The organism is Catenuloplanes nepalensis, assembly GCF_030811575.1.
GTDB lineage: Bacteria > Actinomycetota > Actinomycetes > Mycobacteriales > Micromonosporaceae > Catenuloplanes > Catenuloplanes nepalensis.
On sequence record NZ_JAUSRA010000001.1, the window covers coordinates 5,686,793 to 5,710,742 of the forward strand.

A 23,950-nucleotide genomic window follows, 5' to 3' on the forward strand; every position below is an offset into this window, starting at 1 on the left:
ACTATAAGCACCGCATACACCGTACCCACAAGGCTTAAGACGTCCCTAAGACAAAGCGACAGCAACCACACAGCGGAATGAAACGTGCTCATCTTTGAGCGACACGTCGCGCCATAGTTGATCACGGAGCGCTACCGCATCCCCCGGACGGACCGGGACCCGATCGCCCGATCGGATGACCCCGGATACGCTCATGGCATGGCAGGCGCGGTCGTCCGGGCAGTCTCCGCCTCCCCAACGGCGCAAGCCGAGGGCCAGGCGGGGGAGGACCCTGCCCGTCGAACGGCCGCCGATCTGCTGGCGAGCCACCCATGGCACACCTCCCCGCTCGGCGCTCCCGACACCTGGGATCCGGCGCTGCGCGCGACCATCGACGTGATCATCGCGTCACCCGTGGCGATGTCCCTGGCGTATGGGGACGCGTTCACCCTCGTCTACAACGACGCGTTCGCCGCGATCCTCGGCCGCAAGCACCCGTCCTCGTTCGCCCGCCCCTCGGCGGAGGTGTTCGAGGAGGCCTGGGCGCTGCCCGGCGTCGGCGACGTGGTCGACCGCGTCTACCGCACCGGCGAGCCGTTCCGCGAGGCGGAGACCGCGATCGCGCTGGTCCGCACGCCGGCCGGCGAGCCGGAGCAGGCCGTCTTCACCCGCGGCTGTTCCGCGGTCCGGGACTCTCGGGGCCGCACGATCGGCGTGCTCACGGTCGCGACCGAGACCACCGAGGCGACCAGCCGGCTGCAGAGCCTGAGCGAGCTGACCGGCGCGCTGGCCGGCGCGGTCACGCTGGACGACGTGGCCCGGGTCGCCCTGCGTTACGGGTTGAGTGCGTTCGACGTCGACCACGTGACGTTCGGCGTGGACGACGCGAGCGCGTGGCGGGTGGTTCGGCGGGTGCGCGGCGAGCTGCTCGACGAGGCGGACGAGCGACTCCCCCCGCTGTGGCGCCGGCTGCCGCTGGACTCGCCGAGCCCCTTGGCCAGGGCCGCCGGCTCCGGCACGGCCGAGTTCACCGAGGACGGCGCGCCGCTGCGCGAACTCGCGGCGGACCGGCACGACCAGCGGCAGCGCGCGATGGCCGCGATCCCGCTGAGCACGCACTCGCTGCGCGGCGCGCTGACGTTCGGCCGCCGGCACGCGCACCTGTGGCTGCCGGCCGAGCGCGCGCAGCTGACCGCGGCCGCGGAGCTGATCGGCCAGGCCGCGGAGCGCGCCCGCCGCTTCGAGACCCAGCACGGCACCGCGCAGCTGCTGCAGCGCAGCATGCTGCCGGAACACCTGCCCAACCTGGACCGGTTCCGGGTCGCGGCCCGCTACGACCCCGGCATCGACGGCAGCGCGGCCGGCGGCGACTTCTACGACGCGTTCGTGCTGCCCGGCGGGCGGCTGGCGATCGTGCTCGGCGACGTGGCCGGGCACGACATGCACGCGGCCGCGCTGATGGGCCAGGTCCGGGCCGCGCTGCGCGCGCTCGCGCTGGCCAACCCGGACCCGGTGGTCGTGCTGGACGGCCTGGACAAGCTGGTCGGCATGCTCGGCACCGGCACGCGTTCGCACGAGCTGTTCGTCACGGTCGCCTACGGCCTGCTGGACCAGCGGGACGGCGGGCTCACGATCGCGTCCGCCGGGCATCCGGCGCCGCTGATCCGGCACGCCAGCGCGGAGGGCCAGCACGCGACGGTCGGCTACCTCGACGTACCCACCGGCACTCCGCTCGGCCTGGGTGGCGCGCATCGCGCGATGACCACGGCGCTCTCCCCCGGCGACACGATCCTGCTCTTCAGCGACGGCGTCATCGAGCGGCGCCGGCGCGAGTTGGACGACGGGCTGGCCGCGCTGGCCAAGTCGGTCTCCGAGGCGGTCAGCGGTGACCCGCGCAACCTCTGCGCGCTGGCCACGTCCGCGGTCGCCGGCGCCACCGAGGACGACGTGGCCGTGCTCGCGGTCGAGTACGCCAGCTCACCCAGCCGCTCCGCCACCATGAACGTGCCGCCCGAGCCGACCATGCCGGGCCGCGTCCGCCAGTGGATGAAGGTGCAGCTCACCGAGTGGGACGTGCCGGAGGCCGTGATCGGCGCGGCCGTCCTCTGCACCAGCGAGCTGACCACGAACGCGCTGCTGCACGCCGGCACCGCCGCGCGCGTGCACATCGATCTCACGCCCGAGCGGCTGCTGGTCTCCGTGCAGGACAGCGGCACCCGCGGCACGGTCACTCGCGCGCACACCGACACGCTCAGCAGTCGCGGCCGCGGCCTGGGCCTGATCGAGGAGCTCAGCGACGCCTGGGGCACCGACCCGACGGTCCGTGGCTCCACGGTGTGGTTCGAGATGCTCCTCTCCGAAGACCGCGAAAACCCTTAGAACACAAGATTTTCCCGCTTCCGGCGTGGTGCTGCCCGCTTGCTCCCGCGGGCACCGGTCGGCCGCATGAATAGAGCGTTTGCTCCTTCCAGGGGCGGGTGCTTGGGGCGGCAGCAGGGCTCCCTTCCGGTTTCGCTGTGATCACCGGAAACCCGGAGGGCGGCTTCGGCCGGGTGACGATCGGGGACAGCGTCCGCCGTCACGTGCTAAGCGACGGTAAAAGGGGTACTGGCGTCCGCATGGGTGAGCGACGCGGGGTTCTATTCGACGTGGACGGGACGCTGGTCGATACGACCTACCTGCACACGGTGTCCTGGTGGTCGGCGCTGCGTGAGCACGGGCACGACGTACCGATGGCGGTGATCCATCGGGCCGTGGGCATGGGCTCGGACCGGATGCCGGGCCATCTGCTGGGCGACGATCGGGATCCGGGCCAGGACGACGGTCTGCGCGCGGCGCACAAGGCCTTCTACGCCGGGAACCGGGACAGGCTGCGGCCGCTGCCCGGCGCACGCGAGCTGCTGTTCACCTGCGCGGAGCGGGGCCTGGCCGTGGTGCTGGCGTCGTCCGCGGACGAGGAGGAACTGGACGCGCTGCGCACGGCGCTGGACGCGGACGACGCGATCACGGCGGCCACGTCCTCCGCGGACGCGGGCGAGGGCGGCAGCAAGCCGGCGCCGGACATCCTGGAGGCCGCGCTGGCACAGTCGGGCGTCGACCCGGCGCGCGCGGTGTTCGTCGGCGACTCGGTGTGGGACATGGCGGCCGGCGGCCGGCTGGACCTGCCGTGCATCGGCCTGGCCTGCGGCGGGACCTGCAAGAGCGAGCTGGCCGGTGCCGGTGCGGTGGCGGTCTACGACGATCCGGCGTCGCTTCTCGCGCTGCTGGACGAGTCTCCGCTCGGGCTGCTGCGGTAGCCACGCCGATGGACACGATAGATCTGGCGTTCGCGCTGTTCGGCGCGGGCGCGCTGCTGGCCGGTCTACTCCCTCGGCTGGTGGAGGGCCGGCCCTTCTCGATGCCGATCGCGTTCCTCGGCCTCGGCATGGTGGTCTTCGCGATCCCGTCGCCGCTGCCGGACCTGGATCCGCTGACGCATCCGAAGCTCACCGAGCACCTGACCGAGCTCGGCGTGCTGATCGCGCTGATGGGCGCGGGCCTGAAGATCGATCGCCCGCTCGGCCTGCGGCGCTGGGCGGCGGTCTGGCGGCTGCTGGCGCTGGCGATGCCGCTGACGATCGCGGCGGTCACGCTGCTCGGCTGGGCGTGGGCCGGGCTGGGCCCGGCTGCCGCGCTGCTGCTGGCTGCCGCGCTCGCGCCGACCGACCCCGTGCTGGCCGCGGAGGTGCAGGTCGGCGAGCCGACCGACAAGGAGGACTCGGAGGACGAGGTCCGCTTCTCGCTGACCGCGGAGGCCGGGCTGAACGACGGCCTCGCGTTCCCGTTCGTGGCGCTGGCGCTGGCGATGATCCCCGGCTTGACCTGGGGTTCGGTCGGCCACTGGGCGCTCGTCGACGTGGGCTGGAAGATCGGTGCCGGAGTGGCCGGCGGCACTGCGGTCGGCTGGCTGCTGGGCTGGCTGTTCTTCCGGGCGCGCCCGGAGCGGCTGCGCCCGGCGCTGCACGCGGAGGGCCTGATGGCGCTGGCCGCGACGTTCCTGGCCTACGGCGCCACCGAGATGATCGGCGGGTACGGCTTCCTCGCGGTCTTCGTGGCCGCGCGCGCGATCAGGGGCGCCGAACGCGGCCACGAGTACCACCAGGTGCTGCACGACTTCTCGGAGCAGATCGAGCGGCTGCTGACCGTGCTGCTCCTGCTGCTGCTCGGCGGTGCCGTGGTGGACGGGTTGCTGGCGCCGCTGACCTGGGGTGCGGCCGCGACCGGTCTGGCGCTGGTGTTCCTGGTCCGCCCGCTGGCCGGCCGGCTGTCGCTGATCGGGGCGCCGGGCCGGCGCGCGGAGCACTGGGTGGTGGGCGTGTTCGGCATTCGCGGCGTCGGCACGTTCTTCTACCTCGCCTACGCGCTGGGGCACGCGGAGATCCCGGACGCTCCGTTGCTCTGGGCTACCGCCGGCTTCGTCGTCCTCGTCTCGGTGGTGCTACACGGTGTAGCGGCCACGCCGGTGATGGCGAAGCTCGACCGAATGCACGAGCGCTCGCACGTGCAGTCGGAACGTGCAGGTGACGCGTGCGATCAAGAAGACACTCGATGCACTCTACAAGTAACGCCGAGTGAGCAATAACGAGCTTTCTCGTGTGAGCTGACCGATTTCGGACCCAACTTTTGTAGCTCTGCGTGAAGGTAACCCGTAAGGTGGACGTCAACCGGTGCCGTCGATATGACGACGCTCGCTCTGCACGGATCACCCAGTGTGGACGCCGAACACCCCTCGGCCCGGAAGCGACTCCACAAGGGTCGGTTGTACGCAGAGTGACGTAACGCCGGAATGATCAGGGATCAAACCGCAGGCGACAAGGAGGTTGGCGGTGCGAGTCAGAGGCTACCCACAGGGCACCCCGTGCTGGGCTGAGCTCATCGGAGAGGAGTCCGCCGACGCGACCGCGTTCTACGGCGAGCTCTTCGGCTGGAGGACCGACGACCGGACCTTCCGGTTGCGCGACCTGGCCGCGGCCGGTCTGTCGCACTCGGACGACGCACCCGACCTGGGTGGCAGCGCCTGGGCGACCTACGTGGCGGTCGAGGACCTCGAGGCGGTGTCGATCCTGGTGGCCGACGCGGGCGGCACCGTGCTGCGCGAGCCGCACGAGATGCCGAACGGCGGCCTGGCCGCGCTGTTCCGCGACCCGGACGGTGCGGTCTTCGGCGCGTTCGAGAAGAAGGGCGCGTTCGGCGGCGCGCAGATCAACGAGGAGCCCGGCGCGTCCTGCTGGTTCGAGCTGAGCACGCCGAACCCGGACACCGTCTCCTCGTTCTACGGCAAGATCTTCTCCTGGACCGAGCAGGACGCGGAGTACGCGCCCGGCGTGCGGTACTCGGAGTTCGTCACGAGCAGCGCGCGCGTGGTCGCGGGCATGCGCGTGACCGAGGGCGCGGCCCGCTGGCTCACCTGCTTCGAGGCCGAGGACGTGGCGACCACGGCCGGCCGGTGCGTCGCGCTCGGCGGTTCCGTGGTGGCCGGCATGCGGGCCGCGACCATGGGCTCCTACGCGATCCTGGCGGACCCGAGCGGCGCGGAGTTCGGCGTGATCAGCTTCCTGCCGGAGCTGCACGCGTAACAGTCGTTGCACAAGTCCGCCGCCCCCGCGCTGCACCGCGGGGGCGGCGGACTTTTCCGTGCTCACTTTGCATAGACGGTGATTGATAAGTAGGCTCATGGGAGCGCTCCCGTCGACCTTCGATCCCACCGCCTGCGAGGAGCACACATGCGCCCCAGATCCGTCCTGGCCGCGGTCGCGGTCGCCGCCGCCACGGCCGCCGGTGCCGGCCTGCTGCTGCCGTCCACCGCGTCCGCCGCGGAATCGCCCTACTACGTCGACCCGGCCACCAACGCCGCGAAGTGGGTCGCCGCCAACCCGAACGACTCCCGCGCCGCCGTCATCCGCGACCGGATCGCGAGCGTGCCGCAGGGCCGCTGGTTCACCGCCAACAACCCGGGTACGGTCGCGGGCGAGGTCGACGCGTTCGTCGGCGCGGCCGCCTCGGCCGGGAAGATCCCGATCCTGGTGGTCTACAACATCCCGAACCGCGACTGCAGCGGCGCCAGCTCCGGCGGGCTGCCGAACCACGCGGCATATCGCGCCTGGGTGGATCAGGTCGCGGCCGGGCTGCGCGGGCGACCCGCCGCGATCATCCTGGAGCCGGACGTGCTCGCGCTGATGACCGACTGCATGTCGCAGTCCCAGCAGAACGAGGTGTACGCGTCGATGGCGTACGCGGGCAAGGCCTTCAAGGCCGCCTCCGCACAGGCCAAGGTCTACTTCGACGCGGCGCACTCGGCGTGGCTGGCGCCCGCGGAGATGGCCGCCCGGCTGGTGCGCGCGGACATCGCGAACAGCGCGGACGGCATCTCGGTCAACGTGTCGAACTACCGGACCAACGCGGAGGCGATCCCGTACGTCAAGGCGGTGATCGCGGCGACCGGTGACTCCTCGCTCAAGGGTGTGATCGACACCAGCCGGAACGGCAACGGGCCGGCCGGCAGCGAGTGGTGCGACCCGGCCGGCCGCGCGATCGGCATCCCGTCCACGAACGCGGTCGAGGACCCGATCCTGGACGCGTACCTGTGGATCAAGCTGCCCGGCGAGGCGGACGGGTGCATCGCGGCGGCCGGGCAATTCGTGCCGCAGCGCGCCTACGACCTCGCGATCGCGGCCGGTCCGGTGGTCACGCCGACCCGCACCACGGCGAGCCCGACGCCGACCGCGACGAGCAGCCCGACCCCGGGTGTGACCGGCACGCCGGCGCCGGCCGGGTGCACGGTGCGGTACACGGTCAACCAGTGGTCGACCGGGGTCACCACCGACCTGCGGGTCACGAACAACGGCGCCGCGGTCAGCTCGTGGCGGGTCGCGTTCACGGCCGGCGGCACGGTCACGCTGTCGAACGGCTGGAACGGCACCTGGACGCAGTCCGGCACCACGCTCACCGCAGCCAACGTCGCCTGGAACGGCACGGTGCCGGCCGGCGGCACGGTCAGCACCGGCTTCCAGGCCTCCTACACCGGCACCGCACCCGGGGCACCGTCCGCGTTCACGCTGAACGGCACGCCCTGCACGGCGTCCCCCGCGTAGCAGTCCCGGTGTGGATTCCGGGCGCCGGCCCTCCCCGAGGGCCGGCGCCCGACGACCCGCAGCAGCGTTTTCCTGCCCTTTCCGGCGTCGGAAACACTCGCTGATCCAGGCGTCATTCAAGTAGGTAGAACGACCTGAATGACGCCTGGCTCACCAGAAGGCGCCGGGCGGTGACCCTGACGCTGGAAGGTCAGCAGCCCGCTGGGTTTTCTCAGCCACCCACCCGACTGACAGGGAGGCCGCCCGCGGCCGACCGGTGCCCGCGGGAGCATGCGGACAGCACCACGCCGGAAGCGGGAAAATAGCCTTTATGGTCTTTATAGCCTTTATGGTCTTTCTAGTCGCGTAGCGAGGCGATCAGCTCCGGGGTCAGCTCCGCCAGCGACATGAGCAGCTTGTCCGCCAGCATCAGCGCGTCGCCCGCCGGTGGGTAGGCCGGCTGCGGGATCGCCACCACCGCGAGCCCGGCCGCGGACGCGGACCGGAGCCCGTTCGACGAGTCCTCCACGGCCGCGCAGACCTCCGGCGCCAGGCCGAGCCGGGACGCCGCGGTCAGGTACGCGTCCGGCGCCGGCTTCCCGCGCGGCACCTCCTCGGTCGACACCGTCGCCTCGAACAGCTCGGTGATCTCCGCGGCCGCCAGCACGTGGTCGATCAGCACGCGCGCGGACGAGCTCGCCACCGCCAGCCGGTACTCCGCGCCGATTCGCCGCACCGCCTCGACCGCGCCCGGGATCAGCGGCAACGCGGTCTCGTAGCGCGCCGCCATCCGCCGCAGCACCTCGGCCGCGACCTCCTCCGGCGTGCCGCCGACGCCCAGGTCCTCCGCGAGATAGCGCGACCACTCGCCGGTGCTCATGCCCATCAGCCGGGTCTGCGCGTCCGGCAGCCAGGTGCCGCCGGACTCCGCGACCAGCCCGCGGCGCACCTCCTCCCAGACCGGTTCGGTGTCGATCAGCACGCCGTCGAGGTCGAAAACCACCGCTTGGATCATCGGAACAGACTGCCAGAGCGGCGGCCGGACGGAAGGCTTGGCACACTAGTCGGCGTGCATACGACCCTGGCGATCGACTGTGGTGGCGGTGGCATCAAGGCCTCCGTGCTGGACGAGTCCGGCACGATGCGGGCCCAGCCGCTGCGCGTTCCCACCCCGTACCCCCTGCATCCGGATCTTTTCGTGAAGACGCTGGTCGAGCTGTCGCATCAGCTGCCGGCCGCGGACCGGGTGACGGTGGGGATGCCGGGCATGATCCGTCACGGCGTGGTGGTCGCCACCCCGCACTACATCACCAAGGCCGGGCCGCGCACGCGCATCGACCCGGAGCTGGCCAGGGCCTGGGCGAACTTCGACGTCCGGTCCGCGCTCGGCGCCGCGTTCGACCGGCCGACGCTGGTGCTCAACGACGCGGAGGTGCACGGCGCGGGCGTGGTCGCGGGCACCGGCCTGGAGCTGGTGCTGACGCTCGGCACCGGGCTCGGCTGCGCGCTCTTCGACGGCGGCCGGCTCGCACCGCACCTGGAGTTCTCGCAGGCGCCGGTGCGCTGGGGCATGTCGTACGACACCTACATCGGTGAGCACGAGCGGCGCCGGCTCGGTGACTCGTTCTGGTCGCGGCGGGTCGCGCGCGTGGTCGAGGGCCTGCGCCCGGTCTTCCTGTGGGACCGGCTCTACATCGGCGGCGGCAACTCCCGGCGGATCATCCCGGAGCAGCTGCTGCGGATGGGCGACGACGTCGTGATCGTGCCGAACACGGCCGGCATCGTGGGCGGTGTCCGCGCCTGGTCACTCCGAGTTCACTAGATCATTTGACGGTACGGAGAGCGTGTACTCTTCCCGCGTGGTCGCTCACGTGCTCTCCGTCAATCTGGCCGTACCCGGGCGCATCCCCGGCACGGTGCGCAAGACCGGCATCGACAAGCGCCCGGTGGACGGGCCGGTGCTGGTCCGCGCGCCCGGCGACCGCGCGACCGGTCTGGGCAGCGGCCTGGTGCAGGACCAGATCTTCGACAACCGGCACCACGGCGGCGACGACCAGGCGGTCTACGTCTATGCCCGGGAGGACCTGGACGCCTGGGCCGCCGAACTGGGCCGCGACCTGCCCGGCGGCGTCTTCGGCGAGAACCTCACCACGTCCGGCGTCGACGTGACCGGCGCGCTGATCGGCGAGCGCTGGCGGATCGGCGCCGACCTGGTGCTGGAGGTCTCCGTCCCGCGCGAGCCGTGCAACACGTTCGCCCGCTGGATGGACCTCCCCGGCTGGGTCAAGACGTTCGCTAAGCGCGCGGTCCCCGGCACCTACCTGCGGGTGATCTCGCCGGGCGAGGTCCGGGCCGGCGACACGATCACGGTCGAGCACCGGCCGGGTCACGAGGTCACGGTCGGCCTGGCGTTCCGGGCCATGACGCTGGAGCGGGAGCTGCTCCCCCGCCTGCTGGACGCCCCGGCGCTGCCCGCGAAGATCCTCGCCAAGGCCCGGAAGTACGCCGACCGCCTGTCCGCCACCGGCGGCCCCACCCCGTGACACCGACCGGCGCCGTCGCGCCGTCATGTTGATTGACGTCTTGACGCCGTCAGGTTGATTGACGCCGTCAGGTTGATTGACGCGCTCATCTTGACCGGCGTAGCCGCGTTGACCGGCGTAGCCGCGTTGACCGGCGTAGCCGCGTTGACCGGCACGGTCACGTGGACCAGCACGGTCGCGTTGAGCGCCACGGTCAGGCCGGCCCGCGCGATCAGGCCGGCCCGCGCGATCACGGGATGTCGGTCGCGCGGCGGGTGCACAATGGCGGGTGCGCTCGGCCCACCGTTTGGGGGTGGGCCGAGCATCCACGGTCGGCTATCGCCAGCGCTGCGCGATCGCCGCCGCCGCGGCCAGCGGGTCCGGCTCGTCCGTCGCCCACCACACGTGCCCGTCCGGCCGGATCAGCGCGTAGGCAGCGCCCGGCGCCTCGTGCACGGCCAGTTCCGTCTCCACCGGCGGCGCCGACGGGTCCCGCACCAGCACCGGTCGCGCGTCCCTCAGCAGCGGGAACACGGCCGGGTCCGCGAAGCGCCGCCCGGTCGACGGGTGCGCGCCCGGGTCGGACGGCGGGTAGTGGACGTCCAGGCCGGAGACCCCGAGCGCGAGATCGTGCTGCACGGCCGGGTGCCGGTCGAGCAGCGCGGACAGGTGCGCGCGCAGCGCCTGCCCCTCCGGCGTGAACGCGGTGACCAGCGCGGTCTGTGCCTGCGTGTTCGCCAGCATCGCGGCGCCGACCGGTGCGCGCTCCGCGTGGTAGGTGTCCAGCAGCGACTGCGGCGCCGCGCCGCGCGCCACCGACCCGAGCTTCCACCCGAGGTTCATCGCGTCCTGCACGCCGATGTTGAGGCCCACTCCCCCGGTCGGCATGTGCATGTGTGCGGCGTCGCCGGCCAGCAGCACCCGCCCGGCGTGATAGTCCGCGGCCTGCCGGGTCGCGTTGCCGAACCGGGAGATCCAGCTCGCCTCGGCGATGCCCAGGTCCCGGCCGGTCGCCCGGTGGACGGACGCGACCAGCCGGTCCATCGTCATCTCCGGGTCCGGCGTCTGGTCGCGCGGGTCGAAGCCGGCCAGCCGGAAGCGCCCGCCCGGCAGCGGCGCCACGACCAGTGCGCCGTCCGGCGTGGCCAGCGTGCCGGTCAGCTCCGGCGGCGCGCTCAGCGTGACGTCCGCGACGTAGCCCCAGAGCGTGGCGTCCGTGCCGGTGAACGCGATTCCGGCCGCCTTGCGCACGGTGCTGCCCGCGCCGTCCGCCCCGACCAGCCACGATGCGGTGAGCGTGGTGCCGTCGGCGAGTTCCACACGTACCCCGGCGTGGTCCTGGGTCATGGTCTTCACGGCCGTGCCGCGGCGCACGGCCGCGCCCAGCTCGACGGCCCGGCGCTCAAGAAGATCTTCAAGAGCGTTCTGCGGGTACGCGAGGACGAACGGATACGGCGTGTCCAGTCCGCTGTAGTCGGGGAACGTGGGCAGCATCCCGAAGTGCCAGCGCGGCAGCGCGCGCCCGTCGGCCAGTGGTGTCTCGGCCAGGCCGCGCATGGCCAGCACCTCCACGGTCCGCGCGTGGATGCCGAGCGCGCGGGTGAACGCGCGCCGGCCCGGCTCCCGCTCGACCACGGTCACCGCCACGCCGGCCAGTCTCAGCTCGATCGCCGTCCACAGTCCGACCGGCCCGGCACCCACCACGATCACGTTGTCCATGCGCTTCACACTATTGATTAGAGGGCTCTCTAGTCAAAGTAGCGCGCGTTACACTTCGCCGGTGACCGCTCCGACCAGCAGATATCGCTCGCCACGCCGGGACGACGCGGCAGCCGCCACGCGCACGGCGATCCTGGACGCCGCCCGGGAGCTGTTCCTGGCGCGCGGCTACGCGGCCGTGACGGTCCCGGAGATCGCGAAGGCGGCCCGGGTGGCGACGCAAACCGTCTACGCCAGCGCCGGCGGCAAGTCGGGCGTGCTGACCGCCCTGCTGCAACCACTGCTGGACGACACCAGCGCCGCGACCGCCACCGCGGAGGCCCGGGAGACGGCCGATCCGCGCCGGGTCCTCGCACTGGCCGCGGCCGGCACCCGCCGCGTGCACGAGACCCACCGCGAGCTGCTGCACAGCCTGGTCCGCCAGGCCCCCGGCGAGCCCGCGGCACAGCTCGCGGTCGACGACGCGGTCGCCAAGTGCCTGCACGGCCTGACCGCGATCGCGGAGCGGCTGCGTGAGCTGCCCGGCGTGCGCACCGACCGCCTGATCGACACGCTCTACTTCTTCTTCGGCCCGGACGCCTGGTACGGCCTGGTCACCACGCGCGGCTGGACCTTCGACGACGCCGAGTCCTGGCTCCATGACGCCGCCTGCCGCACCCTCCTCGACCCCGGCCGAGAGCGCGACGCCGGCTGAGCGCCCCACGAGAGGCTGCCGGAGCGGAGTGCTCAATAGCGGCCGCGGCTGTCATCTGCACGTCAAAGGCTCTGTGAGCGCCCATGGTCTTTCGCAACCGCCCACCCGACCGGCAGGGAGGCCGCCTGCGGCCGACCGGTGCCCGCGGGAGCACTCGGAAAGTGCCCGCGCCGGAAACGGGAAAATGGGTTGAATGCCCTTGAGGCTTATTCAGCGCCGCCCTCGTCAGGCCGCCCGGACTGCGGCAACGCGGTGTCAGGTGACCCGCTTGCCGCGCGACGACCAGCACGAACGCCATGACCGCACGTCGTAACCTCATGCGCACCTCCACCGGAGAGAGTGCGCATGAGGTTACCGACGTCCATCCACCTAGTCCAGTAAAGCTATAGGTTATGTAGGTTTGGTCAGAGCGGCGGGTACGCGTTGGCCAGCAGCTCCTCGAACTGAGCCTGGAACCAGTGGCCGGAGAGCGGCGCGTCGGGCAGCGCGCCGGACATGTTGTTGTTGTTCCGCGGGTTGCCGGCGTACGTCGGGTCGCACATCCGGTCGAAGCCCTTGCCCTCGTCGTTCGGGATCTCCCGGGACGCGCCGTCGGACTCACCCGGCGGCTTGATCCACGCGTAGGCGTCGATGCCGGACGCGGGCGACGCCTTCGGCCGCTCGCCGAGGCCGGCACCGGCCTGGTTGCACCAGTTGCCGAGGTGGATGCGCCGGTCGAGACGCGACTCGTTGACGAACGTGTTCGGGTCCGTCGACGTGCTCGCGCGGGTGGGCCGGTCCGGGCCGCCCCAGCCGTTGCGGGAGGTGTCGATGATCATGCCGAGCCCGGCGTCGAAACCGATCCCGACCAGGTGCTGGCGGTACGCCTGCGCGTACTCCACCTCGGCCACGTAGTTGTTCCAGTCGATCCAGGTGGTGGCCTCGCGAACCGGCCTGCCGCCGACCACGGTGGTCGCCTCGAAGAACGGCTCGTCCAGGATGCCGTAGTTCGCCACGTTCGCGGCGAACCCGTGCACATCGGACGGCTCGGCGCCGTTGGCCCGCGCGGCCTGGAGGAACACCTGACCGGCCGCGGAGAAGTTGTCGGTCCAGCCGAGCCAGCCGTGGTGCCCGATGTCGATGTAGTTGTAGACGTTCGGCAGCGCGCCCAGCTGCGCCAGCGCGTACCCGACGCCCTGCACGTAGTTGCCGTTGGCCTTCATCACGTCGCACTCGGGCGTGGCGGTCGGCCGCGGGCTGACGTTCGTCACCAGGTTCGGCAGCGAGTCGATCTCGACGATCGTGACGATCCGCAGGTTCGCGTACGCCGGGTCGCCCATGATCTCGACGATCGGGTCGATGTAGTCGTTCTGATAGGTCGCCAGCTCGGTCGGGCCCAGCTCGCCGTTGGACGCGAGCGCGGCACAGTCCCGGCCGGGCAGGTTGTAGATGACCACCTGGATCAGGTTCGCGCCCTGGTCGACAGCGGCGTCGAGGTGGTCGCGCAGGCCCATCGTGTTCGAGCCGGCCGAACCGGACTCGATCGCGGCGATCCGGTCCAGCCAGATCGCGGTCGGCTGGTTCGCGATCGCCTGCCCGCCACTCGCCGCGGCCTGCGCCGACCAGTCCGGGTTCACGTAGGCCTGGGCACCCGCGTACGGGTTGTCCAGCTTGGCCGCCGCGTTCGCGGTGCTGGTGGCCACGATGACGAGGCTCGTCGCCAGCGCGGCGGTGACCGCGATGGCCATGGATCTCTTGCTTAACGACACACGCATGCGTGCACTCCTCACGAAAATTACGCGATGTGAGCGTGGCGGTCCGCGACTCGCTGCGACGCCGTGCCGCAGACCGCCTGCCAGTCGTCCCCGCAGCCCGGTCGGGGCGTTCCCTCCGGAGCAGGCCATTGCCCCATGGAGGCCGCTAAAAGCGGATTTAGGACCGTGCGGCGGTAGTCGCCCTGACGCGTCCTGGAAACAGGCTATTAACAGACTTCGATGATTTACAAGGGTGTTCCACCCGCAAAATCCGATTGGCGCGATGAAAATCGTTTTGCGCATGCGGGTCGGATTTGCGGCTTCACCAGCGGGAACACGTTCTCGCCCACCGACGGTTCAGCTGCGGGGCCAGGTGCGCAAAAGTACGTCCAGCGCGTCCAGCGAGCGCACCCAGCTCTCCGCCGAGTCCGGCTCACTGTGCGCGAACGCGCCGGCCGCCTCAAGGTTGACCCACCCGTTGAACACGCTGCCGAGCAGTCGCACCGCGTGGGTCTGCTCCGGCTCCGGCAGGTCATAGCCGCGCAGCAGCGCCCGCGTCATCCCGGACAGCCGCACGCCCGCGCTCCCGGCCGCGTCCGCCGGCTCCAGCCGCGCCTGCGCCGCCTCCCATCGCCCCGGATGCGCCCGCGCGTAGTCCCGGTAGACGTTGCCCAGCGCGACCAGCGCGTCCCGCCCGGCACGCCCGGCCAGCGCGTCCGACGCCCGGCCGGCCAGTTCCTCCAGCGCCAGCAGCGTGACCCGGGTGCGCAGCTCCTGCCCGTTGGCCACGTGCGAGTAGAGGCTCGCGACCGCGACGCCGCACCGCCGGGCCAGCGCGGACGGCGTCACCGCGTCGAACCCCGACTCGTCCGCCAGCTCCGCGCCGGCCTGCGCCAGCCGTTCCGTGGTCAGTCCCACACGTGCCATACGGCATTATTCATTTGCCTAAAGGTTTTAGGCAAATTAGCGTCGTCCGCATGAAGCCGCTGACCGACCGAGAGATCCGCGCCGCGTTCGTGAACTGCTCCAAGGGCGAGGCCACCCGCGCCTTCGTCCCGCGCGACCTGGCCACCCGCCGCTGGGACGACCTCGACTTCCTCGGCTGGCGCGACCCGAAGTCACCGGAACGCGCCTACCTGGCCGCGCCCGGCGACACCCTGACCGCGATCGTGCTGCGCCTCCCTACGCCATCGGCCGCACGCACGGCCCGCCACGGCCTCTGCTCGCTGTGCCTGACCACGCACGACGGCGGCGTACCGCTGATGGTCGCGCCGAAGGCCGGCAAGGCGGGCCGGGCCGGGGACTCGGTGGGAACGTACATCTGCCCCGATCTGACGTGCTCGCTCTACATCCGCGGGCGGCCGGGGGCAGGGCCTGGGACGCCGCTGCGCGACTCGTTGAGCGAGGAGGAAAAGGTGGCGCGGATGCTTTCGCACCTCACGGGCTTCCTGGCCAAAATCAAGGCCTAACCCATTTCCCACTTCCGGCGCGGGCACTTTCCCAGTGCTCCCGCGGGCTCCAGCCGGGTGGGTGGTCGCTTCAAAACCAGTAACACCCACCGTCGGCGTGGTGAGCTTTGGGGTGGTCGCGGTGCGGACAGAGGCCCGATTTCGTTGCGAATCCGCAGGATGAAGGGTGTGTCCGCGCTCTACGTGCCGGTAAGGTGGCCACGTGCTGATCAGATTCGAAGCATCCAACTTCCGCTCTCTGGCCGAGAACGCAGAGTTGTCGATGGTGGCGGTCGATCGGAGCCGCGACGAGGCGCGACCGGCGCCGCTCCTCGGCGAGAGCCTCCTGACAGTCGCCGCGATCTACGGGCCGAACGCATCCGGCAAATCGAACGTCGTTGCGGCACTGTCGTGGCTCAAGGATGCGGTGGCGGACTCGCTGCGGATCTGGGAGGGCGAGATCCCCATCGAGCCTTTCGCCCTGGGCGAGGTGACGGACCGCACAACCGAATTCGTTCTTGAGATGCTCGTCGGCGGCGTCCGTTTCGAATATCTGGTCGAACTCGACGCAGACGAAGTCCATTACGAAGGCCTTTTTCACTATCCGGAGAAGAAGAGGCGAAGGCTTTTCGAACGGGACGGCCTCGAGCTGAAGCTGCAGCGCGGCCTGGGTGGCCTTTCGGGAACGCGAGAACTGCTGACCCCCACCACCCTTGCATTGTCGGTTGCCCGTAGATTCGAAGAGCCTACGGTAAGCGCCTTCATCGAGGCATTCGTGCGGATGGAAGTTTTCGGCGTACCGCGTCGACCTCGCATGTTCGGCGGCAGGCTTGAGGTGTTGCTCAGCCGCGGGTTGGATCCTACTTCGACGATGCGCTGGTTCGAGGAAGAAATAGAGCAGCTTACGCTCTTGACCGATCCCGCAGACGCGACCGATCGGCAACAGGCTCTCGCCTTGCTTCAATTGGCCGATCTCGGAATCTCCGACGTGATAATCGACAACGAGGAGATTACATTTTCAACTTCGTCACACGAGCGGCACACTCGACGCCGGGTTCGACTGGTACATAAAGCCGGCTCGCGTGACGTGCCGCTTGATTTCGCCAGGGAATCCGAAGGTACGCGCACGTGGTTCCAGATGATCGGGCCAGTGCTGAATGCGTTGCGCCATGGCTCGATCATGGTGTTCGACGAGCTTGATGCGAGACTGCATCCAACGGTCTCCGCCGAACTGCTGAAGATCTTCCATAGCCCCGCGCTCAACCCGAACGGCGCGCAGCTCATCTTCACCTCCCACGACACCAGCCTGCTCAACCACCTGAACAGGGATGAGGTGTGGCTGACGGACAAGCGCGAGGACGGTGCGACGCGGCTCGGCGCCCTGGCGGACTTCGCGGGTGAACGCGTCCGGCGATCACAGAATCTCGAGGCTGCGTATCTTCACGGCAGGTTCGGCGGCCTGCCGCAGATCGACGAGTCAGGACTGCTCCGAGCCCTTGGACTGATCGGATGAAAGAGGGCAGGCTGAAGCAGCGCCGACAGTCCGGCAAGCCACTCAGGCGAACCGCAGAGCGACGGCCGGAGCTTCGGACGATCGTGGTGTTCTGCGAGGGCGAGAACTCGGAACCCGACTACGTGGGTGGAGTGAAGCGCCTGCCGAGCGTACTGGAGAACACGGCACTCAATGTCGAGATTCATACCGAGCAAGGCGTGCCCCTCACCCTCGTGAAGATGGCGGTCGAACGCAACCGCGATCCCGAAGTGGACGAGTGCTGGTGCCTGTTCGACGTCGAATGGCCGAAGAACCACCCGAACTTGGCCACCGCGGTGACGCTGGCGGAGGCGAACGGCATCCGGCTCGCGATATCCAATCCGTGCTTCGAACTCTGGCTCGTCCTGCACTTCCGGGATCACTCTCGCTTCGAGAACACCGATGTGATCGAAAGAGAGAGCAGGGCTCTCGACGGGCGCAAAGGAAAGAGAATCGATCCCGCTGTTCATATGCCGTTGCGCAAGGCAGCGAGCCGGCGCGCCGCGGTTCTGGAGAATCGGCATGTGAAGGACGGTAGTCGGCTACCGAATGACAATCCGTCGTCCGGGATGTTTCGGTTCCTGGCGGCAGTAGAAGGCGCTTGACGTTATGGCGCGCACCTCCGGCGACCGGAGGTGCGCGCGAAACCGCGGGTCAGTGGCGGTGTGCCTCCTCGTGAGCTGCCGTGATCTTCGCCCATGACTTCGGCTCGGCCGGGACGCTCAGGAGGCTGATCTCCAGCTCCGGTCGCCCCGGTGTGTAGAGCCACGTCTGGAAGAGCGCGCTCAGCTCGTCGCCGGAGATCTCCTCGGCCAGTGCGATGAACTCCGGCGTGCTCGCGTCGCCGTAGCGTCGGGTCTCCGTCCAGGTGCGCAGGATCGCGAAGAAGTCCGGGTCACCGACGGCCTCGCGGAGCGCGTGCAGGGTGAGTGCGCCACGGTCGTAGACCGCGGGGTGGAAGAGCTGGGTGGCGCCGGGGTCGCCCGGGACCACCTGCCAGAACGGGTCGTCGGCCGGCCAGGCCACGGAGTGCACGTAGTCGGCGATCTCGGCGGCGGTGCCCTCGCCCTCCTTCTCGGACCAGAGCCACTCCGCATAGGACGCGAAGCCCTCGTTGAGCCAGATGTCCCGCCAGTCGCGGACGGAGACGCTGTCGCCGAACCACTGGTGTGCCAGCTCGTGCACGACCAGCGAGTTGTTCGAGCCGCGGGCGAAGGAGGCGCCGTCGTAGACCGGGCGGGTCTGGGTCTCCAGGGCGAAGCCGAGCTCGCGGGCGCCGGCCACCACGCCGCCGCGCGGGCCGAAGGGGTACGGGCCGAACAGCTCGGCCTGCCAGTCGACGATCTCGCTGCTGCGTTCGATGCTGGTGCGCGCGGCCGCCGCGGTCGCCGGGTCCAGGCGAGTGCTGTACGCCGTGATGATCGGCTCGCCGTCCGGTGTCTCGTCGCCGTACGTCTCGAAGTCACCGATCGCCAGGAACGCCAGATATGTGGCCTGCGGCGCCGCCGATCGCCACGACCAGCGGTCCCAGCCGCGCAGCTCCGGTTGCGCCCATCGGGTCGGGGAGCCGTTGGAGATCACCTCGACGCCGGACGGGACCAGCACGGACACGTCGAAGCTCGCCTTGTCCGTGGGGTGGTCGTTGCTCGGGTACCACCACCAGGCGATCTCCGGCTGGCCGACCGCAAGCGCGCCGTCCGGCGTGCGGTTCCACGCGGTGTAGCCGGCCGCGACGACCGAGGACGGCACGTCGTCGTAGGTGACCACGATCGTCGTCGACTGGCCCCTGAGGAGCGGGCGCGCGGGCGTGACCACCAGCTCGTGGTCGCCCTCCCGGACGAACGTGGCCGGCCGGTTGCCGACCCGCACCGACGTGGTGCGCAACGCGAAGTCCAGGTTGAACGCGGAGAGGTCCTGCGTGGCGGTGGCCAGGATCGTGGTGGTGCCGGTCAGCCGGTCGGTCTGCGGGTGGTAGCGCAGGCGGATGTCGTAGTGGCCGACGTCGTACCCACCGTTGCCGTAGTCGGGGTAGTAGCTGTCGCCGACGCCGGGCGCGCCGGGCGCCGGGGCCGCCTGTGCGCCGCTCTGCACGCCGAGAACGACGGCGAGGACGGCTGCCCCCGTGATCACGATTCTGCGTAACACGGTCACGTCCTTCCTGGGACCCGGACCTCGGGCCCCAGGAAAAACATATCGACGAATTTAAACGCGGGGATGACGTTTCATCAGCGCCGGTGGCCGGTGTACTTCTTCCGATACTTGACGGCGTTCTGCCGGGCCCGGTCCGCGACCCACAGGTCGTCGAGATCTGTCACGCCTCAGATGGTTCCGGATCGACGTCGGCGCGCAACACCGCCACCGGGCAGTGCGCGTGGTGCAGCACGTACTGGCTGGTGGAGCCGAGCAGCAGCCCGGTGAAGCCGCCGTGCCCGCGGGAGCCGACCACCACCAGCGCGGCGTTCTGGGCGATGTCCAGCAGGCCGGCGGACGCGCCGCGCTCCACGGAGACCTCGCGGACCCCGACGGACGGGTGCCGGGACCGTCCCCCGGCCAGCGCGTCGTGCAGCACCCGGCCGGCCGCGGTCACGTAGTCGTCGCGGTCCTGCTCGGTCGGGAACGCCATCAGCGCGGGGTCGACCGGCGCGGGCAGGCCCCACGCGTGCACCGCGATCAGCTCGGCGCCGAGCCGTTCCGCCTCCGCGAACGCGAAGAGCACGGCCGCGTGCGAGGGCGCGGAACCGTCCACACCGACCACGACCGGGCCGCCGGGCGTGGCGGGCTCGCGGACCACCACGGCCGGGCATTTCGCGTGCGCGGAGACCTGCACGCCGACTGAGCCGAGCAGCAGGCCGGTGAAGCCGCCGAGGCCGCGGGAGCCGACCACGACCAGGCCGGCGCCGTCGGAGGCCTCGATCAGCGTGCCGGACGCGCCGCCGGTCACCGCCTCCGTGGTCACCGAGCCCGCACCGGTCTCGGTGGCGATCCGGGCCGCGCCGGCCAGCACCGCCTCGGCGGCCTTCGCATAGGTGCCCGCGTCGCCGGTGAAGTCACCGGCCGGACCGAACGGCGTTCCCGGGTACGGCATGGGCAGCGAGTAGGCGTGGACGAGTCGCAGCGGCGCGCCGTTGGCCCGGGATCGGGCGGCGGCCCAGCGCACGGCGGTCTCCGATCCGGGCGATCCATCGACTCCGACGACGATGCCGGTCATGATCTGCCTCCTTCGGCCCCGATCGGGGCTCCCTACTGCTTGCTTTACACCCGGCGGTGGCGGCCGAACCCGTGAACGCGGATATTGCTGAGCAAGGCCCGGTCTGGGCGGTGGTGGGCGGTGCGGGCAGAATCAGGGGTATGCCTACTCGTACCTCATCCGCTGTCTGGAACGGCGACCTCAAGGGCGGTGCCGGCACCGTCGCGCTCGGCTCCGGCGTCTTCGAGGGCCCGTACACGTTCGTCTCCCGCTTCGAGGACGGCAGCGGGACCAACCCGGAGGAGCTGATCGCGGCCGCGCACGCGGGCTGCTTCTCGATGTTCCTGGCGAACGTGCTCGCCGGCGCCGGCTTCAAGGCCGACTCGGTGCGCACCTCCGCCGCCGTCACCCTCGGCGACGGACCGAAGATCACCGGTATCGCGCTGACCGTGGAGGCGTCGGTGCCGAACATCGACGCGGACGCGTTCGCGGGTCACGTGGAGACCGCGAAGGCCGGTTGCCCGGTCTCGGCCGCGCTCGGCGCCGTGCCGCAGACGGTCGACGCCAAGCTCGTCTGACCTGCAAGAACCACAGATCTGGCAGGGGTACGGTCGTCCGTACCCCTGCTACGGCATCGCCACCAGGTCGAAGCGGTCCTTGAGGAACGGCAGCAGCTTCTTCAGCGCCTTCATGGTCTCGCGCCGGTCGCCGCCGCCGTCGTGCAGCAGCACGACCGCGCCCGGGGACGCGTTCGCCTCGACCAGGTCGCAGATCTTCTTGGAGTCCTTGCTCTCCCAGTCACGCGAGTCGATGGTCCAGTGCAGCGGCACCATGCCGAGGTTCTGCGCGACCGAGACCGTGCGGTGGTTGAAGTTGCCGCCCGGATTGCGGAAGTAGCGGACCGGCGCGTTCGGCACGACCGTGTGGATCGCGTCGTTCGTGCGCACCATGTCCTTGACGATCTGCTCCGGCGTGCGGTCGCCCAGCTGGAAGTCGTGGTTCCAGGTGTGGTTGCAGAGCGTGTGCCCCTCGGCGACGATCCGGCGCATCTGGGCCGCGTGCGACCGCACCTGACTGCCGATCACGCAGAACGTGGCCTTGATGCCGTGCTTGCTCAGCTGGTCCAGCACCTCGTCGGTGAACTGCGACGGCCCGTCGTCGAACGTCAGGCTCATCGACGGCGTGCCGGTGACCCGCTGCGTGCCGTCCGGGCCGTCGTACGCGCGCTGGCGGGTCGGCGGCTCCGCGCGCATCGGGCCGCGGGGCGCGGCGGCCTGTGCCTGGCCGCCCTGCTCCGGCGTGACCGCGGACCGGGGATTCGGCCGGTACGGCGAGGCGAACGCGGCGTGACTGCCCGAGGTCATCCGCGCGACCACGACCAGGCCGGCGATCAGCGCCACGGCCAGGAACGTGGCCACGAACGCGATGCGTCGCGGGTCGGTCATCCACCTCGTCATCGCGCCTTGCACCCCGTCCCTCACCGGACAAATCCGGATCTGTCCAATTGCCGTTCCGCCCCGGAACACATGAAACGGTGACCCGGAACGGATATCAACCAGACGAACGGCCACACTGCGTTCCGATCGGCGACGCACACCGCGCGTAACGACCGGCCGGCACCCACCACCAGCTCCACAGCCACTAGACGGGTCCGGCCGCGCCCCGGTTGCACCCCGGCGAACCCGCTATCCGAAATCCGACACGGCCTCGATCGGTACGCCCGCAGGGTTTTCCGCCACCACGACGGAAGTCGAAGGAGGCCCGCCGCCTCCCCGGCCACCCACCCCTGACCGGAGTGAACGCCGCGCCGATGCGGCCGACAGGTGCCCGCGGAAGCACTCGGAACGTGCCCACGCCAGAAGCGGGAACATCTGTACTTGTCGCCTCTACTGAAATGTCAGCGCCAGCGCGAACGCGCCAACGATCACGAGAAAGCGGAGGGCGTGACCCACCCGGAGGGTCAGTAAGAGCAGGGCGGGAAGCCGGCGCGGGTCTCCGTGGTGAAGCGGCAGCCGAACGACGGGGCCGCGACCGCGCGGGGGTTGAGGATGGCGTCGCCGGTGGCGCGGTGGCCGGTGGCGATCCAGCGGGTCAGGTCGTCGAAGCCGGTGCGCAGCTCGGCCTGGGTGAAGTCGCAGTGGCCCGGCGCACGGATCGCACGCGAGACGAAGAGCGGCGTGTGCGCGCGGCGGGCGTAGATCTGCTCCATCGAGAACGGCACGAAGAGATCGCCCGTGGTGTGCAGCGAGAGCACCGGGACGCGGGGCCGGCCGTGGACGCGCGGGATGGCGTCGCCGCCCGGGATGCCGGGCGACACGCGGAGCACCTCCGCGTTGAGGCGGCGCTCGGCCGGGGTCAGGCGCGGGCCGTCCGTGATGCGGTAGACCGTCTGGCGGTTTCCGGACACGTTTTCCGCGCGGCCGGACAGCCCCGGATAGAGTCCGAAAAGGAACGGCAGGTCGGCGAAGGGTTCCAGCGACCTCGCCGTGTTCCAGTACGCGAAGGACGCGTCGAAGCCGGGGCGTTCCCCGCCGGTGCGCCGCTCCACCACGTCCGACCAGGCGCGTCCGGCCGGGGTGAGGGACGCCGGCGGGCCGAGCCGCGTCACGATCTCGGCGACCTGCGCGCGCCACTCCGCGTCGTAGGACTCGCTGGGCACGTCGGGGAAGCGGATCGGCACACCGGCCAGCGCGGCGGCGGTGACGTTGGCATCCAGGAAATGGTCCCAGAGCGCGGTGTCGCCGAGCACGCCACAGACCGGCATCGCGCCGGTGAACGCGCGGGGATGTCTCTCGATCGCGACCGCGGTGACGTGGCCGCCCATGGACTCGCCGGTCATCAGCACGGAGCGGGCGGGCGTGCCGGTGACCCGCCCGAACAGCGCGATCAGCGCGTGCGAGTCGCGCACGCCCTGGCCGACCTCGTAACCGTTGAGCTGGTAGCTGGAGGCGGCCCACGCGTAACCGCGGTCGAGGTAGTGCTCGCGCAGGCTGGGGTTGCTGACGAAGACGACCCGGCCGCCACCGCGGAAGCCGTGCGCGAAGATCACCAGGCGGCCGTTCCAGCGGCGAGGGACCTCGATGCGGTACGCCGCGCCCTGCTCGATGCCGGTGTGCACGGCCGAGCCCGCGATCGGCGTGAACGGCGTGCCGTCCACGTCGCAGTCCGGGTCGGCGACCGAGTAACCGGGCTGCGTGGCGCTGGGAACCGGTGCGTCGCAGGCGGCGACGGCCGGTGCTTGCAACAGCGTGGCGGTGAGCAGTGCGGCGAGGGCGACGGATCCGGCGGCCATGGCGTTACCTCCCGGTCACATCCAACGGGCGGCATCGACGACTGTCAAGACGGTCGATCGCACGACCCCGGCGGTCCGGGCTGAAGCCCCCTTGGGCCCGGACCGCCGGGACGCTCAGCGGGCGTGCAGCAGTCCGGCCAGCTCCCGGGCGACGCGCAACGCCATCGCGCGTCCCCCGCCCAGCACCACCAGGTCCTCGACGATGCAGGCCGGTGGCGCGTGGTCGAGTGCTGCGGCCAGCTCCGGGTGGTCGGCGGCCCACGCCAGCAGCGCCGCCCGCACCTCCCTGCCCGCCTCGTCCGGCCCGGGCGTCTCCGCCACGAGCCGGCGCACCAGCTCCTCCCGGTACTCCCAGAAGGACCACACCTTTGTCTCGTCGATCAGCTGCGCGACCGCGTCCACCCGGCGGTAGGCCAGGGCCAGCTGCATCGAGTCGGCCGTGCCGTCGCGGGCCAGGTCGCGCACCATCGGGTGCCGCGCGTGCTCGCCGGCCACCTCGTAGAACGTGGTGCGGCTGCCCTGCGGCAGGACCGCGTCGACCACGTCACGCCAGCCCGGCAGGCGGCCGGCGCCGTCGGTGAGCAGCGTGGCGGCCGCGCGGTAGTAGGCGGTCTTGGTCCGCCAGTGGCTGCGCTCCCGGTTCCGGTCCCGGACCAGGCGCCTGCGCCAGCCGGCGATGACGGTGCTGCTCAGCATCGTCGGGCAGCTGTCGGTGAACGCGATCGCAGCCGTCACG

General features: G+C 70.8%; 21 protein-coding genes and 1 pseudogene. 12 read left to right on the plus strand and 10 right to left on the minus strand.

The annotated features are described in order from the left end of the window. Positions 1-198 precede the first annotated feature (198 nt). The 5 genes from J2S43_RS24275 to J2S43_RS24295 all read left to right on the plus strand — a co-directional run bounded on the left by J2S43_RS24275 (position 199) and on the right by J2S43_RS24295 (position 7,109). Positions 199-2,358: an ATP-binding SpoIIE family protein phosphatase gene (locus tag J2S43_RS24275; RefSeq protein ID WP_306832906.1), complete on the plus strand. Its 2,160-nt coding sequence runs from the start codon at positions 199-201 to the stop codon at positions 2,356-2,358. Positions 2,359-2,597: 239 nt separating this feature from the next. Then, on the plus strand, positions 2,598-3,275 hold the full coding sequence (locus J2S43_RS24280; RefSeq protein ID WP_306832908.1) for an HAD family hydrolase: 678 nt from the start codon (positions 2,598-2,600) through the stop codon (positions 3,273-3,275). A gap of 8 nt (positions 3,276-3,283) precedes the next feature. Next, entirely contained in the window at positions 3,284-4,600 is a 1,317-nt protein-coding gene (locus tag J2S43_RS24285; protein ID WP_306832910.1) for a cation:proton antiporter, read from the plus strand. A 244-nt stretch (positions 4,601-4,844) separates the two neighbouring features. Further along, on the plus strand, positions 4,845-5,594 hold the full coding sequence (locus tag J2S43_RS24290; RefSeq protein ID WP_306832912.1) for a VOC family protein: 750 nt from the start codon (positions 4,845-4,847) through the stop codon (positions 5,592-5,594). A 147-nt stretch (positions 5,595-5,741) separates the two neighbouring features. Next, a complete protein-coding gene (locus J2S43_RS24295) occupies positions 5,742-7,109 on the plus strand; it encodes a glycoside hydrolase family 6 protein (protein ID WP_306832913.1) in 1,368 nt (455 codons plus the stop codon). Positions 7,110-7,446: 337 nt separating this feature from the next. Here J2S43_RS24295 and J2S43_RS24300 read toward each other — a convergent pair whose 3' ends face one another. Beyond that, complete coding sequence (locus J2S43_RS24300) at positions 7,447-8,103, minus strand: HAD family hydrolase (RefSeq protein WP_306832915.1); 657 nt, start codon at positions 8,101-8,103, stop codon at positions 7,447-7,449. A 54-nt stretch (positions 8,104-8,157) separates the two neighbouring features. On the opposite strand from J2S43_RS24300, the gene J2S43_RS24305 reads away from it, so the two are divergent. After that, complete coding sequence (locus J2S43_RS24305; RefSeq protein ID WP_306832917.1) at positions 8,158-8,910, plus strand: ROK family protein; 753 nt, start codon at positions 8,158-8,160, stop codon at positions 8,908-8,910. A gap of 37 nt (positions 8,911-8,947) precedes the next feature. Next, the gene (locus J2S43_RS24310; RefSeq protein ID WP_306832919.1) at positions 8,948-9,631 is read left to right on the plus strand and encodes an MOSC domain-containing protein; all 684 of its coding nucleotides are present in this window, start codon (positions 8,948-8,950) and stop codon (positions 9,629-9,631) included. Between the two features lie 23 nt (positions 9,632-9,654). Here the strand turns inward: J2S43_RS24310 and J2S43_RS24315 are convergent, their stop codons facing one another. Both J2S43_RS24315 and J2S43_RS24320 read right to left on the minus strand, forming a co-directional pair. Then, positions 9,655-9,864 (minus strand): hypothetical protein, encoded by a 210-nt coding sequence (locus tag J2S43_RS24315; protein WP_306832920.1) that lies wholly within the window; start codon positions 9,862-9,864, stop codon positions 9,655-9,657. 82 nt (positions 9,865-9,946) lie between these two features. Next, positions 9,947-11,329, minus strand: coding sequence for an FAD-dependent oxidoreductase (locus J2S43_RS24320; RefSeq protein WP_306832921.1), 1,383 nt, complete (start codon positions 11,327-11,329; stop codon positions 9,947-9,949). Positions 11,330-11,390: 61 nt separating this feature from the next. On the opposite strand from J2S43_RS24320, the gene J2S43_RS24325 reads away from it, so the two are divergent. After that, a complete protein-coding gene (locus J2S43_RS24325) occupies positions 11,391-12,023 on the plus strand; it encodes a TetR/AcrR family transcriptional regulator (RefSeq protein ID WP_306832923.1) in 633 nt (210 codons plus the stop codon). 404 nt (positions 12,024-12,427) lie between these two features. On the opposite strand, the pseudogene J2S43_RS24330 reads toward J2S43_RS24325, so the two are convergent. Together J2S43_RS24330 and J2S43_RS24335 are read right to left on the minus strand one after the other, a co-directional pair. Further along, positions 12,428-13,696 (minus strand): annotated as a pseudogene (locus J2S43_RS24330) (glycoside hydrolase family 6 protein); the annotation flags it as partial. 417 nt (positions 13,697-14,113) lie between these two features. Further along, positions 14,114-14,683 carry a TetR/AcrR family transcriptional regulator gene (locus J2S43_RS24335; protein ID WP_306832927.1) on the minus strand — a complete coding sequence of 190 codons (570 nt, stop codon included), beginning with the start codon at positions 14,681-14,683 and terminating at the stop codon, positions 14,114-14,116. A 50-nt stretch (positions 14,684-14,733) separates the two neighbouring features. Here J2S43_RS24335 and J2S43_RS24340 point away from each other — a divergent pair, with 50 nt between their 5' ends. The 3 genes from J2S43_RS24340 (at position 14,734) to J2S43_RS24350 (ending at position 17,340) form a co-directional block, all read left to right on the plus strand. Beyond that, positions 14,734-15,225, plus strand: a complete 492-nt coding sequence (locus J2S43_RS24340; RefSeq protein WP_306832929.1) for an FBP domain-containing protein — start codon at positions 14,734-14,736, stop codon at positions 15,223-15,225. A gap of 202 nt (positions 15,226-15,427) precedes the next feature. After that, complete coding sequence (locus tag J2S43_RS24345; RefSeq protein WP_306832931.1) at positions 15,428-16,717, plus strand: AAA family ATPase; 1,290 nt, start codon at positions 15,428-15,430, stop codon at positions 16,715-16,717. Next, entirely contained in the window at positions 16,714-17,340 is a 627-nt protein-coding gene (locus J2S43_RS24350) for an RloB family protein (protein ID WP_306832933.1), read from the plus strand. The genes J2S43_RS24345 and J2S43_RS24350 overlap by 4 nt, the downstream gene beginning before the upstream one ends. A 49-nt stretch (positions 17,341-17,389) precedes the next feature. Here the strand turns inward: J2S43_RS24350 and J2S43_RS24355 are convergent, their stop codons facing one another. Both J2S43_RS24355 and J2S43_RS24360 read right to left on the minus strand, forming a co-directional pair. Beyond that, positions 17,390-18,880 carry a M1 family metallopeptidase gene (locus J2S43_RS24355; RefSeq protein WP_306832936.1) on the minus strand — a complete coding sequence of 497 codons (1,491 nt, stop codon included), beginning with the start codon at positions 18,878-18,880 and terminating at the stop codon, positions 17,390-17,392. A gap of 166 nt (positions 18,881-19,046) precedes the next feature. Next, complete coding sequence (locus J2S43_RS24360; protein ID WP_306832937.1) at positions 19,047-19,943, minus strand: universal stress protein; 897 nt, start codon at positions 19,941-19,943, stop codon at positions 19,047-19,049. Between the two features lie 140 nt (positions 19,944-20,083). Between J2S43_RS24360 and J2S43_RS24365 the strand changes: the two genes are divergently transcribed. Further along, positions 20,084-20,500 (plus strand): OsmC family protein, encoded by a 417-nt coding sequence (locus J2S43_RS24365; protein WP_306832939.1) that lies wholly within the window; start codon positions 20,084-20,086, stop codon positions 20,498-20,500. 48 nt (positions 20,501-20,548) lie between these two features. On the opposite strand, the gene J2S43_RS24370 is transcribed toward J2S43_RS24365, so the two are convergent. The 3 genes from J2S43_RS24370 to J2S43_RS24380 form a co-directional block, all read right to left on the minus strand. Next, the gene (locus J2S43_RS24370; RefSeq protein ID WP_306832941.1) at positions 20,549-21,379 is read right to left on the minus strand and encodes a polysaccharide deacetylase family protein; all 831 of its coding nucleotides are present in this window, start codon (positions 21,377-21,379) and stop codon (positions 20,549-20,551) included. Positions 21,380-21,882: 503 nt separating this feature from the next. Continuing rightward, positions 21,883-23,214, minus strand: coding sequence for an alpha/beta hydrolase family protein (locus J2S43_RS24375; protein ID WP_306832942.1), 1,332 nt, complete (start codon positions 23,212-23,214; stop codon positions 21,883-21,885). A gap of 114 nt (positions 23,215-23,328) precedes the next feature. Then, positions 23,329-23,949: a hypothetical protein gene (locus tag J2S43_RS24380; protein WP_306832944.1), complete on the minus strand. Its 621-nt coding sequence runs from the start codon at positions 23,947-23,949 to the stop codon at positions 23,329-23,331. Between the last annotated feature and the right edge of the window lies 1 nt (position 23,950).